The 16,079-nt window shown below is 72.7% G+C and carries 10 protein-coding genes; 4 read left to right on the forward strand and 6 right to left on the reverse strand.

Annotated elements, in window-relative coordinates:
• Positions 1–117 precede the first annotated feature (117 nt).
• Complete coding sequence (locus ABZT14_RS13550) at positions 118–747, reverse strand: MarR family transcriptional regulator (protein WP_356300843.1); 630 nt, start codon at positions 745–747, stop codon at positions 118–120.
• A gap of 131 nt (positions 748–878) precedes the next feature.
• Here ABZT14_RS13550 and ABZT14_RS13555 point away from each other — a divergent pair, with 131 nt between their 5' ends.
• Both ABZT14_RS13555 and ABZT14_RS13560 read left to right on the forward strand, forming a co-directional pair.
• A complete protein-coding gene (locus ABZT14_RS13555; protein ID WP_356300846.1) occupies positions 879–1,736 on the forward strand; it encodes a CHAP domain-containing protein in 858 nt (285 codons plus the stop codon).
• Between the two features lie 20 nt (positions 1,737–1,756).
• A complete protein-coding gene (locus ABZT14_RS13560) occupies positions 1,757–2,497 on the forward strand; it encodes a hypothetical protein (RefSeq protein WP_356300849.1) in 741 nt (246 codons plus the stop codon).
• Between the two features lie 90 nt (positions 2,498–2,587).
• On the opposite strand, the gene ABZT14_RS13565 is transcribed toward ABZT14_RS13560, so the two are convergent.
• The 3 genes from ABZT14_RS13565 to ABZT14_RS13575 all read right to left on the reverse strand — a co-directional run bounded on the left by ABZT14_RS13565 (position 2,588) and on the right by ABZT14_RS13575 (position 10,581).
• Positions 2,588–7,537, reverse strand: a complete 4,950-nt coding sequence (locus tag ABZT14_RS13565) for a DNA repair ATPase (RefSeq protein ID WP_356301264.1) — start codon at positions 7,535–7,537, stop codon at positions 2,588–2,590.
• A gap of 220 nt (positions 7,538–7,757) precedes the next feature.
• On the reverse strand, positions 7,758–9,785 hold the full coding sequence (locus tag ABZT14_RS13570) for a flotillin family protein (RefSeq protein WP_356300852.1): 2,028 nt from the start codon (positions 9,783–9,785) through the stop codon (positions 7,758–7,760).
• Positions 9,786–9,945: 160 nt separating this feature from the next.
• Positions 9,946–10,581, reverse strand: coding sequence for a hypothetical protein (locus ABZT14_RS13575; protein WP_356300854.1), 636 nt, complete (start codon positions 10,579–10,581; stop codon positions 9,946–9,948).
• A 637-nt stretch (positions 10,582–11,218) separates the two neighbouring features.
• Here ABZT14_RS13575 and ABZT14_RS13580 point away from each other — a divergent pair.
• Positions 11,219–11,452: a hypothetical protein gene (locus ABZT14_RS13580; RefSeq protein WP_356300856.1), complete on the forward strand. Its 234-nt coding sequence runs from the start codon at positions 11,219–11,221 to the stop codon at positions 11,450–11,452.
• A 250-nt stretch (positions 11,453–11,702) separates the two neighbouring features.
• Positions 11,703–11,993, forward strand: coding sequence for a hypothetical protein (locus ABZT14_RS13585; RefSeq protein WP_356300858.1), 291 nt, complete (start codon positions 11,703–11,705; stop codon positions 11,991–11,993).
• 848 nt (positions 11,994–12,841) lie between these two features.
• Here ABZT14_RS13585 and ABZT14_RS13590 read toward each other — a convergent pair.
• Together ABZT14_RS13590 and ABZT14_RS13595 are read right to left on the reverse strand one after the other, a co-directional pair.
• Entirely contained in the window at positions 12,842–13,882 is a 1,041-nt protein-coding gene (locus ABZT14_RS13590; RefSeq protein WP_356300861.1) for a rod shape-determining protein, read from the reverse strand.
• A gap of 216 nt (positions 13,883–14,098) precedes the next feature.
• Positions 14,099–15,997: an ABC transporter ATP-binding protein gene (locus ABZT14_RS13595; RefSeq protein WP_356300864.1), complete on the reverse strand. Its 1,899-nt coding sequence runs from the start codon at positions 15,995–15,997 to the stop codon at positions 14,099–14,101.
• Between the last annotated feature and the right edge of the window lie 82 nt (positions 15,998–16,079).

Here is a 16,079-nt window from a genome sequence, read left to right on the forward strand (position 1 = left end):
ACTCCGCACGAGACGGCGAGGGGGTTCACGGCGGTTTCCCGGAGGCGGGTTTCCCGAGGTGGGGAGGCCGGCCGGGCGGCGGGTGAGGAGGGGGGAGCGGGGGTGGGAGCCCGGAGGTCAGCTCTCGCGCGAGCTGGTCTGGGACAGCGCCAGGTTGATGCGGCGCGGGGCGGGGCCCAGCCGTTCGTGGAGGACGCCCATCAGGGCGCGCAACCCGGTGTCCAGGGCGTGGAGTTGGTCGTCGTCCAGCTGCTCGAACAGGGCGCGTTCCTCGGTGGCCTGTTCGGCGACGATCCGCTCGAAGAGGGCGCGGCCCTCGTCGGTGAGTTCGGCGGCCAGGACCCGGCGGTCCTTGGGGTCGGACACCCGTCGCAGCATTCCGCGTCGCTGGAGCCGGTCCAGCCGGCTGGTGATGCTGGTGGGCGGGGCCAGGGTGCCGGCGGCCAGTTGGGAGGGGCGCAGCCGGTGCGGGGGGCCGATCCAGTAGAGCCGGGCGAGTATCTCGTAGTCGGCGTACTGGAGTTCGTGGGGCGCCGACAGGCGGGCGGCGAGCTGTTCCAGGTACTTGGCGCTGATCATCAGCCGGTCCACGACGCGCTCCACTCGGGGGTCGATCTCGGGGACCGCCTCGGACCAGTGGCGGACCAACTCGTCGGTGTCGTCGGCGGTGTGGGTGGCTCGCTGGTGTGGGGCGGTGCTCCTGGCGGTGCCCCCGGCGGTGTCCTCGCCCTGGTCCCCTTCGCGCACTCTCACCCTCCCCTTGGCCGGTTTGGGATAGTACCAGCTCGCAGTACTTGATACGAGTTCGGATAATCCCTTAACGTAACTCCCCCCAACGAGGCGCCACTTCACGCGCCCCTCATGGCGAAGGGATTGTCATGAACGCGAAAAACAGGGCGAGACGGCTGGGCACCGCCTCGGTCACCGTGCTGCTGACCGGGGCCTGCGCCCTGGGCCTCACCAGCCCGGCCCACGCCGCCACCCCCACCAAGGCCCCCTCCACGAGCGCGTCCAAGGCCAAGGCCAGCGTGACCGCCACCGTCGCCAACACCGGCGGCGAGAACCTGATCGTGCGCAGCAAGGCCGGCAAGTCCGGCCCCGAGGTCAAGCGGTTGGCCGAGGGCACCAGCGTGCAGATCGAGTGCCAGGTCGCCAGCGACGACGTGTCGGGCAACAAGTACTGGGACTACATCCCGGCCCACGGGGGCTACGCCTCCGACTACTACCTGGCCACCCCCGGCCACGACGGCCGCCACCCCGACCTGCCGCTGTGCGAGGACACCCCGCCGCCGGACGGCACCATGCGGGAGCGGATCGTCCAGATCGCCAAGGGCGAGGTCGGGCTGACCGACAAGAGCAAGTACGGGGCCCCGGTCGACCACGACTGGTGCCAGTACTTCGTGAACTGGGTCTGGCGTAACGCCGGTGTCGAGGACATGAACGACACCCACTTCACCGGGGACTTCTACTACTGGGGCAAGGAGCGCGGGCTCACCCAGGACGGCAGCTCCAACATCAAGGTCGGCGACGGCATCCTGTTCGGCACCGGACCGGAGAACTCCGACACCGGCCGCCACGTGGGCATCGTGGTCGCCGTGCACGAGGACGGCAGCGTCGAGTCCATCGACGGCAACTACAGCGACGCCGTGACCCGGGTCGGCCCGTACTTCCCGGACAACGCCACCACCCACGAGCCGGAGAACGTGTACGCGCACGTCTCCCCGCCCGGCGACTGACCGTGACCGGGGTTGGAGGGATGACGATGCGCACCCGCCCCACGGCCGGACCGCTGGCCGCCCTGGTGGTCGCCGTGGTGGCCGCCGCACTGGCGGTGCTGACCGCGCTGGCGCCGGCCGCCTCGGCCGCACCCCGGGAGGGACTGGTGGTCAACGGCCACCAGCTCACCCAGACCGAGGAGGCCAACGTCCGCTGGATCGCCGACAACACGGTGCCCCGGCTGGAGGGTGACCGGGACAGCCGGCTGACGGCCGCCGCCCGGGTCACCTGGTGGACGCTCAAGGAGGGCGTGCTCGGACTGGAGAACCCGCACTCCTACTCGCACTGCGACAACGAGAGGCTGGACCCGCTGGCCTCCTGCGCGCCCCAGTGCTGCTGGCAGGTCGGGGTCTCCGCCGTCCAGGAACCCAACTACGACCACGCCCGGGTCGAGGAGGTCGCCGAACGCCTCTACCCGGGGCAGACCGCCCAACAGGTGCTGGAGCACACCGCCAGCTACGCCGGCTACCCGGCCGGCACCGACGGGTACGAGGTGATCACCAACGCCACCGGGGACTTCCGCAACTCGTGGCTGCTGCGCAACCACGGGGTGGGCTTCACCCTGCAGTCGCCCCAGGTGAAGGCCGAGTGCATCGATGACAGCCTCAGCTGGTGCTACGGCACCGGATGGGACACCACCGCCAGGTACGCGCCGGACAAGGCCGCGTCCCTGGGGTCCATCGACGACCTCTACGCCATCCTGGACCAGCTCGCCCCCTGACGGGGCGGAACGGACCGGGCTCACGAAGTGGTGGGCACCCACCCCTCAGGGGGGTGGGTGCCCACCACTTCGTGTGCGGAGCCCGGGGGCTCAACTCCCCTGGTGGTCAGCGGAGTTCGACCAGGAACCGTGGTGCCCGTCCGGCTCGGGTTCCCCTCCGGGCGCCGACCGTGAGGCGTGCCGGCCGTTGCCGTGCGCCGGCGTCCGGGTGACCCGGTTGATGGCCGTCTCGATCGCGGCGATCCGGTCGGCCAGCAGTCCCAGGGCCGCCACCGCCCGGGTGGCCGGGTCGTCCTCGGCGCCGCCCAGGGTCTGGGTGCGCACGTACGCCCGTTTGACCTCCGCCCAGCGTTCGGCGTCCGCCCCGTGCAGCCGGCCCCGCAGTTCGGCCAGCTTCAGCAGGTTGGCCTCGGCGCCGGTGGTCAGCGTCTGGGCCTCGCTGGTGTAGTGGTCGTCGATCGCGGCGGACAGCTCGGCCTCGTTCATGGCCGGCGAGATCCGCTCGGTGATCTTGTTCATGTCCCGGTAGGAGCCCTGGAGTTGGAACGGCGGCTCGGTACGGCTGCCGGCGCTCTGGGCGGCCGAGGCGATGTAGGCGCGGTTGACGGTCAGCACGGTGTCCCGGGCGGTCCGCAGGTGCCGCAGCACCGCCAGCACCTTGTCCAGTTCCGCCTGACCGTAGGGGTGCGACAACTCCTCGGAGCGGGCCGACTCGTCCCCCTCCGCCATCCGCAACAGCAGCTCCAGGTCCGCCCGTTCCCGGGACGCCAGGGGGGCGAGCACCGGGTGCGAGGTCAGCGCGTTCTCCACGAAGCTCAGCGCGAACGCGTCCTCCTTGCCGGTGAGCACGTCGCCCAGGTTCCACACGTCCGCACGGTTGGCCAGCATGTCCGGGATGCGGAAGCGCTGCCCGGACTCGGTGTAGGGGTTGCCGCCCATGGACACCGCGAACCGCTTGCCCCGCAGGTCGTAGGTGCGGGTACGGCCGTTCCACACCCCCTCCATCCGACGCTGCGCGTCGCACAGCGAGATGAAGCGCTGGAGCAGCTCGGGGGAGGTGTGCTGGATGTCGTCCAGGTGCAGCAGCACGTTGTTGCCGGCCTCCAGGGCGAAGTTGATCTTCTCCACCTCCTGGCGTGCCGTGGCGTTGGGCGCCTCGGCCGGGTCCAGGGAGGTGACCTGGTGGCCCAGCGCCGGGCCGTTGACCTTGACGAACAGCAGGCCCAGCCGGTCGGCGACGTACTCCATCAACGTGGTCTTGCCGTAGCCGGGCGGGGAGATCAGCAGCAGCAGGCCGTTGCTGTCCACCCGCTTGCCGTCCCCGGCGGCGCCCAGCTGCTTGGCCAGGTTGTCGCCCACCAGCGGCAGGTACACCTCGTCCAGCAGCCGGTTGCGGACGAAGGAACCCATCACCCGGGGCCGGTACTCCGACAGCCGCAGCCGGTCCCGCTCCGCCGCCACCAGCGCGTTGCGCCGCTTCTGGTACGCCCGGAACCCCGGCACCTCGACCGACCGGAACCGCTCGGTGCGGGCCAGCAGCTCGTCCAGCCGTACCGTCAACTGCCGCTCCCGCACCCGGGGATGGGTGCCCAGCAGCCCCCGGACCGTGGTGGACAGCGGGGCGTCGACCTCGTAGCGGGGCAGCTCGGGGCACAGCTCCACCGCCACCGCCTCCGCCAGGTCACCGGGGGGCCCCTGCTCGCCGCTGGCCTCCCGGTAGGCGCCCAGCCAGCCCTCGGCCAGCTGACGGCGGGCCGCCAGCCCCTCGGTGGCCGCCAGGTCCTCGCGGTAGCCGGTGTCGGCCACGGCCTGGTGGAACTTGTCCAGCAGCCCGCGCGCCCCGGCCGACAGCACGAAGCCCTCCGGCTCCTCGGCCAGTTCCCGCACCAGATAGGCCGCCACCGGGTCCGCCAGCTCCGCATCCGTGCCGAACTCGCGGGCCAGCGCGGCCAGTTCGGACCGTGGCCCGTCCAGGGCCGGACCGTGCCCGAAGGCCCGCCCGGCCTGGCTGAGCGAACGGGCCCGGCGGGCCCAGTGGTCCCGCTCCGCCTCCGGTACGCCGTAGGACCACAGCAGCTGGGCGGCGGCCCGTACGGCCGGGGGGTGCCGGAGCAGCCCGGCGTCCTGGTGCAGCCGCAGCAGCGCCTCCAGCACGGCCACGGTGTCCTGGTCGTGCACCCCGCGCTCGTAGCCCTCGTCGTAGGCGGCCTCGGCGGCTCGGCGCACCAGTTCCGGCAGGTCGGCCTCGCGCAGCGCCCGCGCCCCGTGCTCGTCCAGCAGCCGGGCCGCCAGGTGCTCGGCCCGGTACACCGCCGGGGACTCGGAGGGCAGGTGACGGTCCCAGTACTCCCGGGTGCCCTCGAACTCCGGGTCGTCGACCGGCGAGCGGTAGTCGGTACCGGTCAGGGCGAACGCCAGCCGGTCCTCGTACGGCACCAGGGTCAGGTCCAGCGACTGGGTGGTGACCGCGAACCGGTGCCGGCCCAGCCGCAGGGTGGCGCCGCCCTCGCCGTACAGGTCGCTCCGGTCGCGCAGCGCCCGGCCGGCCTCCTGCCGGGCGGCCTTGATCCGCCCCTCCAGCTCCTCGGCCCGTACGGTGTCGCCGAGCCCCCGCAGTTCCTCGGCGGTACGCCGGACCTTGCCCACCATGGGGTCGGAGGCGAAGTAGGTGTGCACCGCGTCCACGTCCGGCAGGCCGGCCGCCCGACGGTGGATGGTCTCCAGCACCCGCCCGGCCGAGGCGGCCAGCCGCTCCGCGTGCCGGGCCCGCCCGTCCTCCAGGGTCTGCTGGCGCGAGGAGAACGCCTCGTGGATGTCGGCCCGCTGGTCGGCCAGTTCGGCCAGGAACTCGTCCGAGTCGGAGAACCGCGACTCCAGTGACTCCAGTTGCAGCAGCAGCCGGGCCAGCCGCTCCTCGCACGCCTCGGGGGTGTCGGCCGCCGCCAGGGCGCCGGTCACCGACTGGCTCAGCAGCGCCATCTCGGCGGTGAACTCCGCCCGGCCCTCGGAGTCCAGCAGTTCGCGGCGTCGGGCGGCCAGGGTGGCCCGGGCCCGGTTGACCCCGCCCAACACCTCCGCGATCCGCTCCAGGATCGCGGTACGGACCGTGGCGTCCGAGATGTCCAGCCCGGTGACGATCTCGGTCAGCACCTGGAGGCCCTCGGTGTGGGTGTCCAGCCGCTCGGCCAGCGGCTCCGCCTCCACGGCGGTGCCCAACTCCTCGGCCTGGCCGGTCAGTCGCTCCACGTCCCGGTGGTAGTCGCGGAACGCGTCCGGCCGCTGGAGGAACTCCACCGCCCGCTGCGCGGTGGAGTCCAGGTCCGCCTGGGCGCGTTCGGCCAGCTCGTCGATACGGTCGGTGTCCGCGTGCCGCATCTCCCGCAGGGTCACCAGGTGCCCCTGCGCCCGGCGCAGTTCGGTCAGCTGGGCCACCCAGGTGTCGGCGCTGCGCGGGGACTCGCCCCGGATGCGCCGTACCAGCGCGGTCAGGTCCGCATCCGCCGTCTCCAGGGCCTCGGCGGCCTGCCGGGTCAGCTCGGCGTAGGCGGTGAACTCGTCCACCATCTGCGCGGCGGTGTCCCGCACCCCGTGCAACGGCTCGGCCAGATCCCCCAGTTCGGCGTCCGACAGCCAGTGGAAACGGTCGGTGATCCGGGCGCAGGAGTCGACGAGTGCCTGGAACACCTCGCTGGCCGGCCGCGCCTCCACCACGGTGCGGGTGACGGCCAGGCAGTCGGAGATGCCGCGCACCAGGTCCTGGTTGCCCACCCGCTCCAGCGGGCCGGTGCCCAGCGGCTGGGCGGCGGCGTAGGTGTCCGACACGTACGGCGTCTGCCACACCTGGGCGGTGTGCACCCGGCTGGGCTCGCCGTCCGGGGTGGCGCGCAGCGCCACCAGGGCGCCGTCCTCGAACAGCGCGTAGCCCTGGCAGCTGATGGGGTTGGCGACGTCCTTGCGGATCACGTTGTACGACAGCAGCACGCTGCCGCCGCGCGCCCGGTCGTGGAAGGCGTACAGCAGGTCCTCGCCGTTGGGCGAGCGCACCATCCCCTCGAACTCCAGCTCCTCGCCGGGGGCGTCGAAGGTCTTGGACGCCCCGCTGGCCAGGCAGTAGCCGCCGGGGAAGAGGATGCCCTGGTCGTCCGGCAGCCGCAGGCACGCCTGCCCGATGCCGTCCAGCCGCAGCACCTGGCGGGTACGGGTGTGGAACACCAGGTGCCGCCAACGCTCCTCGTTGTACGGGCGCACCCGCAGCAACAGCAGCGGCCCGATACGGGAGTGCTCGATGGCCGCGTCGGCCAGGGACTGGAGGGGCTCGTCCACCGGCTCGCTGTGGACGCCCTCGGCCGTCTCGGTGTCGTTGACCGTCTTGACGGTCAACGCGCCCCCCACGGTGGACACGTACAGCTCCCCGCCGACCGCCACGTGGGGGTGCCGGCCCAGCACGTGGTCGTCCCGGGTGGCGGCGGTCCACTCCACCTGCTGCGAGGGCGGGTACACGTGGTCCCGCTCGCCTCGGGCGTCCAGGTAGCGCGGGGTGCCGTCGGTGGTCAACTGCCAGCGCAGCACCCGCAGTTCGTGCGCCTGCTGCCCGGTGCGGAAGACCGCCAGCAGCCTGCCGTCCACGGTGCGCAGCCTCAGCAGGGTGGTGCCGGCGAAGTACCGGTGCAGCTCCCCGAACTCCCGGACGAACGCCGAGTCCTCCAACAACGAGGGCAGGGTGCCCTCCTCGGCGGCCACCAACTCCGGCGCCGAGCCCTCGGTGCGCAGCTCGTGCAGGGCGAACACGTCGCCCACGCCGGTGCCGTCGGTCAGCCCCGCCGGGGTCTGGTAGCCGAACAGCAACCGGCCGCCGACCGCCGCCACGTCGCGCGGCACACAGGGCTGCGGGGTGTGCATCCGGGCGGTGCCGGCCAGCCGTAGCCGGGTGGAGCCGAAGGTCTCGGTACGCCGCTCGTTCAGCGCCTCGGCACGGCGCGCCAACTCCCGGGACCGGGCGGCCAGTCGGTCCCGCAGCAGCTCGTAGGTCCCGGCGTCCAGGCCCTGCGGCGAGCCGTCGCCGGGGGCCGGCCGCTGTTCCTCGTCGTGCTCTTGGGTGCTCACCTGGTCCTCAACTCTCTGCGAATCCGCGGCCTTCCCGACCTGACCGGCCCGACGGCCCGCCGCGCCCCCCGCGCCGCCGGGCCGACGGCCTCCGGCCGTGCGGTGGCCCGAGCGGCCCCGCACAGCCGGTCCATCCGCCGCCGGAGGCGGCGTCCGGTCACTCCTTGCCGTTCAGCTGGGCCGGCAACGCGCCGTCCGCCAGCCGGAGGTCGGCCAACCCCTTGGAGCGCGCGGTCTCCAACAGCCCCTCCAGGGCACCGGACTGGGGCCCACCGGAGGCGATCAGCCGGGTCAGCGCCCCGGCCAGGGTCACGTCCCGCAGCCCACCGGCGCCCAGCCCGGACGCCAGGGCGCCCAGGTCCCGGGTGAACGTGGAGTTGTCCTTGTCCAGCCAGTCGCCGGCCAGGGCCTGCACCGTCTCCGAGCGGCCGACGGTGGCGTCGATGCCCTTGCCCAGGGCGATGGAGTTGACCAGCTTGTCGAAGAAGACCCCGTCCCCGCCGACGATGTCGATCTTGGCGTTCTCCAGCCCCTTGGATAGCACCTCGGCCTGCGCCTCGGCGACCTGCCGCTGCACGTCGATACCGGCCAGCCGCACGTCCTTCTCGGCCTCCAGCCGCAGCCGGTACTCCTCGTGCTCCCGGCTCGCCGCGTCCAGCGCCGCCATCGCCGCGGCCTTGTCGGTCAGGCCCTCGGCCTCGGCCTTGAGCTTGACCTTCAGCCCCTCGGCCCGGGCCAGTTCCTTCTCCTTGACCACCAGCGCCTCGGCGTGGCCGGACTTCTCGATGGCGTCCGCCATCCGCTCCTGCACCTCGGCCTCGGCCAGACCGGAGGCGGCGGCCTCCGCCCGCTGGCCCTCGGCCAGCCGGATCGCCGACTGGGCGTCCAGGTCGGCCGCCTTGCGACGGGCCTCGGCCATGGTCAGCTCGCGGGCGGCCTCGTGCTCGGCGGCCTGCTCGCTGGCCTCGGCGGCCTTGATGTCCTTAACCAGCCGCTCCTGGGCCTCCGCCTCGGCGCGGATGATCAGGGCCTGGCGCTCCCGTTCGGCCTCCTCGACCGTACGGAGCTTCTTGATCTCCTCCTCCTGGGCGGCGACCGTCTTCTCCACGGCCACCCGCTCCCGGATGACGTCCGCGATCTCCCGCTTCTCGGCCTCGACCTCCTTGTCGGCGGCGATCCGGGTCAGTTGGGTCTCCCGCTCGCGGGCGATGACCTCCAGCTGGCGGTCCTTCTCGATCCGCTCGTTCTCGATGGCGATGACCCGCTCGCGGTTCTTGCGGGCGACGGCGACCTCACGCTCGCGGTTCTCGTCCTGGATGCCCAGGGACTCCTCGGTACGCAGGTGCGCGGCCTGTGCCCGCAACCGCTCCTCGGCCTGCACCCGGGCGGTCTCGGCCTCCTCCTTGGCGCGTACGGTCTCGATCTCCCGGTGCTGCTTGATCTCCGCGTCGGCCTGGCGGCGCTCCAATTCCAGCACCGCCTCCCGGGCCTCGACGTTCTGCCGGGTGATCTCCTTCTCCTCGGTGCGCTGGTACTCGTTGGTCCGCACGTGCTCGATGGCGGTCAGCTCGGTGATCTTGCGGATGCCCTGCGCGTCGAGGATGTTGTTGTTGTCCAGCTGGGCGAGCGGCGTCTGCTCCAGGTAGTCGATCGCCGCGTCCTCCAGGCTGTAGCCGTTGAGGTCGGTGCCGATCAGGGCGATGATCCGGTCCCGCAGCTCGTCTCGCTTGGTGTACAGGTCCTGGAAGTCCATCTGCTTGCCGACGGTCTTCAGCGCCTCGGAGAACTTCGCCGCGAACAGCTCCCGCAGGGTCTCCGGGTCGCTCGCCCGGGCGGTGCCGATGGCCTGCGCCACCTTCACCACGTCCTCGCGGGTCTTGTTGACCCGTACGAAGAAGGTGATGCGGATGTCGGCGCGGATGTTGTCCTGGCAGATCAGCCCGTCGTGACCGGTGCGGCCCACGTCGATGGTCTTCACCGAGATGTCCATGACCTCGGCCTTGTGCAGCACCGGCAGCACCACGGCGCCGGTGAAGGTGACGTCCACCTTGCGGGCCTTGGAGACGATCAGGGCCTTGCCCTGCTCGACCTTGCGGAACATTCGGCTGAGGACGAACAACAACCCCAGACCGACGAGCAGTAGAACGGCGATGAGCACGCCGATCCCCGTTGCGGTGGTTTCCATGACAACACCTCGATGCTGGATAAAGCTGGATATGTGCGCCGCCGGCGGACGGACCGGTGGAGCGGTCGCACTTCGGTCGATGGTGGTGGCCCGCACTGACAGACGCCAGCGGAGCCGTTTTGGCTCCAGGCCGCGCCAACCGGGCGGCCCAGCAGGGGCGTTACACCCGGGGCAAGCCCATATCAGGGGGAATCTCGAAGGCACCGACCCGGAAGAACTCGCCCTCCGGGTCGTAGTCGAAGATCAACGCGGAACTGCCGGCGGTGAGCCCGGTCTCGTCAGTGCGCACCTGCACGATCGCCGACGAACCGTCCTGCGAGGTGACCTCCGCCTGCCCGAACCGGTCGTCCACCCGGCCGGTACGGATCACACACACCTGCCCGACGAAGTCCAGCCGCGAGGGCGGCACCTCGTCGGGGAAGGCCCTCCGCAACGGGGTGGCCAGCGCCCAGGTCAGGATCCAGGCACCGACCAGCGCGCAGCCCAGCAGCGCCCAGTCCCGGTAGTCCTCCACCCGCCCGTCGAGCCAGGTGACCTTCGGCAGAAGGGCCTTGCCGGCCAGCGACAGGAACCAGGAGAAGAGGATGAGCAACGAGAGCACCACGCTCAACGGGACCCCACGGAGTCCCAGGGCGGTGGCGAGGGCCGCGCCGGAGCCGGCGTCGGAGGACTCGCTGAGCTCGTCGAAACTGATCCCGCCGAAGATCACGATCAGCCAGTAGGCGATGACCACGACCAGGGCGAAGGTGAACAGCACGGCGGGGAAGTCGAGTGTGGCAGCGAAGAACTCGGCCATCGGCTTCCCCCGTTCGTCGATCTGGTCCTCGTCGGGGGCGCGCCGTTCGTCGGTCCGTGGACGACCTGGGTCCTGGACGTCGGCGAGGACGCCGTGACGTGGTGAAGGACCCCGAACACCTCTGTCGTGTCCGACGGAGAGGCGCTTCCCCCGAGTGTGCCGCCACCTATGTTCGCACAGCAACGATCGGTCCACACTGCCGTATCCCGGCAACGTAGCCTCCGCCTCCGGTGCGCGGTACGGGAACCCGAGGGGTGCCCGGCGCCCGGTGGCGCGGGGCGCGGGTGCCGTGGCCGGACGCGCCGGGGAAGCACCGGGAACGCACCGGGACCGCGCAGGGGAAGCCCCGGGGAGACGGGACGGAGACGCGGTACGAGACGCCGGGGCGGACGACCCGTCAGACGCCACGACCCGGGTCCGGCGGAGCCGGCGTCCCCGACGCCCGGCTGAGTGATTCCCCCCGGGCGCCGCCCGTGCCCGCCGCCTCGGGGCCGCCGACCTGGCTTACGTTCCCCCCACACCGCCCTTGACGCGGACCCCGGCGCGGGTCCGTGTCGGGTGCCGCACCCGCGGCCCGTGCGGCGCACCGCGAAGGGCGGCCCCACGGGCAGCCACACGCAGCGAGGAGAGAGCCACCATGGCCGTATGCGAGGTCTGCAACAACGACTACGACATGGCTTTCGAGGTGCGGGCCGCCGGCGCGGTCCACGTCTTCGACAGCCTGGAGTGCGCCGCCCAGCGGATGGCGCCGATCTGTGACAACTGCTCGTGCCGCATCCTCGGCCACGGTCTCCAGTCCGACGGCCGCTTCTTCTGCTGCGCGCACTGCGCCCGCCAGCAGGGGCACGCCGAACTGGTCGACCACGTCTGAGGGTTCGCCACCGACGGCACCGTGTCAGGGCCCGCCGCTCCCACCCCGGGGGTGCGGGCCCTGACCGTGTCCGTGTCCCCGGGGCGGACCCGGGATGGGAGCGGAGGTCACGGGTGGGAGCCGCACTGTCGCGGGGACGTGACCTCGTCCGAGTGTTCGCGTCATGTCGGGCGGGCCACTCCCCGAACCCGCGCCCTGACTGGTCCACACTCCGAGGAGGAGTTCCAGCCAACCCACCCCGGGAGAGCCCATGCCGCCGACGTCGCTGTGCCAGGACCCCACCCCCGCCCCCTCGACCTATCGCACGCCCAACTGGGCCGAGGACTACCTGCTCGCCCCGCCGATGGGCTCGACCCGCCGGGCGGAACCCAAGGCACGGGAGGACCGCAACCGGTTGGAGCTGCACGCGGTGCTCACCGCCTGCGCGGTACCGCCCCGGGCCGGTGACCTGCACGCCCTGCGCCAGCTGTCCACTCTGGACCAGGGCACCGTCGACACGGTGATCGCCTGGATGCGCTCGGCCCACGGCGACGCCTGCTGACCGGCCGGCGGGACCCGGGCCGGCGGGTACCCACGCCCCGGGGGGCTCCCCCGGGAGCGCGGTGACCCTCGCTCATGTCAAGAGGGAAACCAGCCAGGGCGGGCGGCGGTTCACCCCCGGGGGGAACGGCCAGGTGGGGACCGCGCCCGGCAGGGCCCCGGGTACGGGCCACGCCGTACAGCACGCCGTAAGGACGCTGTACGGATCACCGGGAGGCCGTCCGCGCGCCAAGACCGCGCCCCGCTGCCGTGGGGGCTGACGCGGGCACGGCCACCGGTACCCCCGCTGTCGCTGTGCCGGGCGGAGCCACGGCCACAGGCACGGACCCGCCGCGTCGGGCTCCGCCGCCTTCCTCGGCCCCCCACGCCTTCCCCGGGGCGCGTGGCTCGGATCACCGCACGGCTCGGGTGCTCTGGCGCCGCACGCGTCCGCGCTGTTGCGGGGGGACAGCCAGAGGCCCCGCCACAGGCGCCGTCGCTTTTAGCGGTCCGGGGGTCGGGGGTGCCGACGTGTGCCGCGCCGGACCCCTCCTCCGCCTCGCCGGGCCCCGGGAGTTGCCGGCGTCCCCGGGCGCATGGCACCGGTACGCGCTCGCCGACTCTCCCCGGGCCCCAACCGTGCCGGGCCACGCCGTACGGCCCTCACCACGAGGCCCTCCGCGCCGCCCGTGTCCCTGCGACGTACCGCGCCGCGCCTCATGGCGCCGTACGTCGTCCCCTGTCGCCGCCACAGGCGCCGTCGCTTTTAGCGGTCCGGGGGTCGGGGTGCCGACGTGTGCCGCGCCGGACCCTCCTCCGCCTCACTGGGTCTCCGGGAATCGCCGGAGTCCCCGGGAGTTGCCGGCGTTCCTAGGAGGGGACCGGTTCCAGGCCCATGGGGCGGACCTGGCCCTCGATCAGGGCGGCCAGTCCCCGTACCGGGCACAGCGAGGGCTCCTCGGCCACCCGTACCGGCATCCCGGTGTGCTGGCGCAACCCGCTCTCCAGGCCGGCCAGTTGGGCGCTGCCGCCGACCAGGTTCATGCCCCTCTCGGCCAGGTCGGCCACCAGGTCCGGGGGGCAGCGCAGCAGTACCGCGCGCACCGCGTCCATCAGCGCGGTCAGTGGCGCCCGGGCGGCCTGGCGCATCTCCTCGGCGTCCACCCGCACCCGGCGGACCCGTCCGGTGACCACGTCCCGGCCGTCGATCTCCATGTCGGTGAGGTGGTCCCCGGCCGACCCGTAGAGGGACAGCTCCAGCGGCATCACCGACTGGCTGGGCAGCACCAACTCGTAGCGGTTGCGAAGGTGTTGGCGTACCGCCGCGTGCACGGTGTCGCCGCCCATGGGCACCCGCTCGGCGGCCACCACGGCGCCCAGGGCGACCACCGCGACCTGGGTGCTGGTGGCCCCGCAGACCAGGATCATGGTCGCTTCCGGCTGTTCCACCGGGAGGCCGCAGCCCACGCCGGCGGCGATCGGCGTCTCCACCAACTCCACGTGCCGGGCTCCGATTCCGGCGAGGGTGTCCACCGCCGCGCGGCGGGCCACCGGCTCGGCCTCGTTGGGTACGCAGACCGCCGCCCGCAGCAGGGGGCGGCGGTGCCACGCACGGCGCAGCTTGGTGCCGATCAGCGCCCGCAGCATCCGCTGCGCGGTCGCCACGTCGGTGACGGTGCCGCCCACCACCGGGTGCTGTACCCGGATGTAGTCGGGGGTGCGGCCCTCCATCCGGGCGGCGCGGGTACCGGCCGCGATGAGGCCCCCGGTACGGGCGTCGACGGCCACCACCGAGGGGGCGTCCACGATCAGGCCTCCGCTCTTGAGGTACACCCGGGTACGGGCGGCGCCCAGGTCGACGGCCAGACTGCAACGGCGGACCTGGGTGAGGCTCTGGGGCTCGTGGCTCACGGCGGCTTCCTCCCCTGGGGAACGAGTGGAGGGCCGGTCCTGGTGCCGACCCTCCCTCAGGTTCTTACGGTCACCGGCCGGCCGCCCGTCGGACTGCTCCGCCCGTGGTCGCCGCCCGGAGCACGGGGCGCGGGAGAGCGTCCGGGCGGCGTACGTCCGGCGCCGACGCCGCGTCAGCTTCCGCGACGTACGGCGCCGGAGCCCGGGCCCTCGCCCCTACACCCCGGCGCCCAGCGGGGCGGGGCAGGGCGACTCCACCGGCTGGAACTGGGTGCGGTACAGCTCCTCGTAGCGTCCGCCGGCGGCCAGCAGCGCCTCGTGGGTACCGCGCTCGACCACCCGGCCGTCCTCCACCACCAGGATCAGGTCGGCCTCCCGCACGGTCGACAGCCGGTGGGCGATCACCACCGAGGTCCGGCCGGCCAGGGCCTCGGACAGCGCCTCCTGTACGGCGGCCTCCGAGGTGGAGTCCAGGTGGGCGGTCGCCTCGTCCAGGATCACCACCCGGGGCTGGGCCAGCAGCAGCCGGGCGATGGTCAGCCGCTGCCGCTCACCGCCCGAGAGCCGGTAGCCCCGTTCGCCGACGAGGGTGTCCAGCCCGTCCGGCAGCGACCGTACGAGTTCCTCCAGCCGGGCCCGGCGCAGGGCGTCCCACAGCTGTTCCTCCTCGGCCTCGGGCGCGGCCAGCAGCAGGTTGGCGCGGATCGTCTCGTGGAACAGGTGCCCGTCCTGGGTGACCATCCCCAGGCCCCGCCGCAGGGAGGCCGCGCTGAGGTCCCGTACGTCCACCCCGCCGAGCCGTACCGCTCCGGCGTCCACGTCGTACAGCCGGGGTACCAGGGAGGCCAGCGTGGACTTGCCGGCGCCGGAGGAGCCGACCAGGGCCACCATCCGGCCCGGTTCGGCGTGGAACGACACCTGGTGCAGCACCCGTTCACCGCCCCGGGTGTCCAGGGTGGCGACCTCCTCCAGGGAGGCCAGGGACACCTTGTCCGGCGCCGGGTAGCCGAAGTCCACGCCCTCGAACTCCACCGACAGCGGGCCCTCGGGCAGGTCCCGGGCTCGCGGGCTCTCCTGGATCAGGGGCTGGAGGTCCAGCACCTCGAACACCCGCTGGAAGCTGACCAGCGCGCTCATCACCTCCACCCGGGCACCGGCCAGCGAGGTCAGCGGCGCGTACAGCCGGGTCAGCAGCAGCGCCAGGGCCACCAGGGCGCCGGCGTCGAGGGAGCCGCGCAGCGCCATCCAGCCGCCCACCCCGTACACCAGGGCCAGGGCCAGCGAGGAGGACAGGGTCAGGGCGGTGACGAACACGTGCTGGACCATGGCCCGGCGTACCCCGATGTCCCGTACCCGGTCGGCCCGTTCGGCGAAGGCGGCCGACTCGGCTTCCGGCCGGCCGAACAGCTTCACCAGGGTGGCGCCCGGGGCGGAGAACCGCTCGGTCATCTGGGTCGACATCACCGCGTTGTGGTTGGCCGCCTCCCGGGACAGCCGCGCCAGCCGGCCGCCCATCCGCCGGGCCGGCACCACGAACAGCGGGAGCAGCACCAGCACCACCACGGTCACCTGCCAGGAGAGCCGCAGCATCATGGCCAGGGTCAGCAGGACGGTCACCAGGTTGCTGATCACCCCGGAGAAGGTGTCGCTGAACGCCCGCTGGGCGCCGATCACGTCGTTGTTCAGCCGGCTGACCAGGGCTCCGGTACGGGTGCGGGTGAAGAAGGCCACCGGCATCCGCTGTACGTGGTCGTACACGGCGGTCCGCAGGTCGAGGATCAGGCCCTCGCCGACCCGGGCGGACAGCCAGCGGGTGACCAGCCCCACGGCCGCCTCGGCCAGGGCGATCAGCGCGATCAGCAGCGCGAGGTGGACCACCACCTCGGTGGGCCGGTGCTGGTTGATGGCGTTGACGACCTGTCCGGCCAGCAGCGGGGTGGCGATGGTGAGGAAGGCGGTCAGGACGCTGGCCAGGACGAAGCCCAGCAGTCGTCGTCGGTGGGGCCGGGCGAAGCGCAGGACGCGTCGGAGGGTCGCCGGATCGAAGGGGCGCTCGTCCTGCCGTGCGTGGGCGTTGTTGTACAGGGCGTTCCACGCGGTGACTTCCATGCTCATGTGGGGACTCCTGGTCGACGGCCGCGGGTGTGGCGCGGTGTCAGCGACGGTAGAAGTTCAAGTGAGCTTGAGGTCAAGCGCC

This window comes from Streptomyces sp. NPDC005438, assembly GCF_040606315.1.
GTDB lineage: Bacteria > Actinomycetota > Actinomycetes > Streptomycetales > Streptomycetaceae > Streptomyces.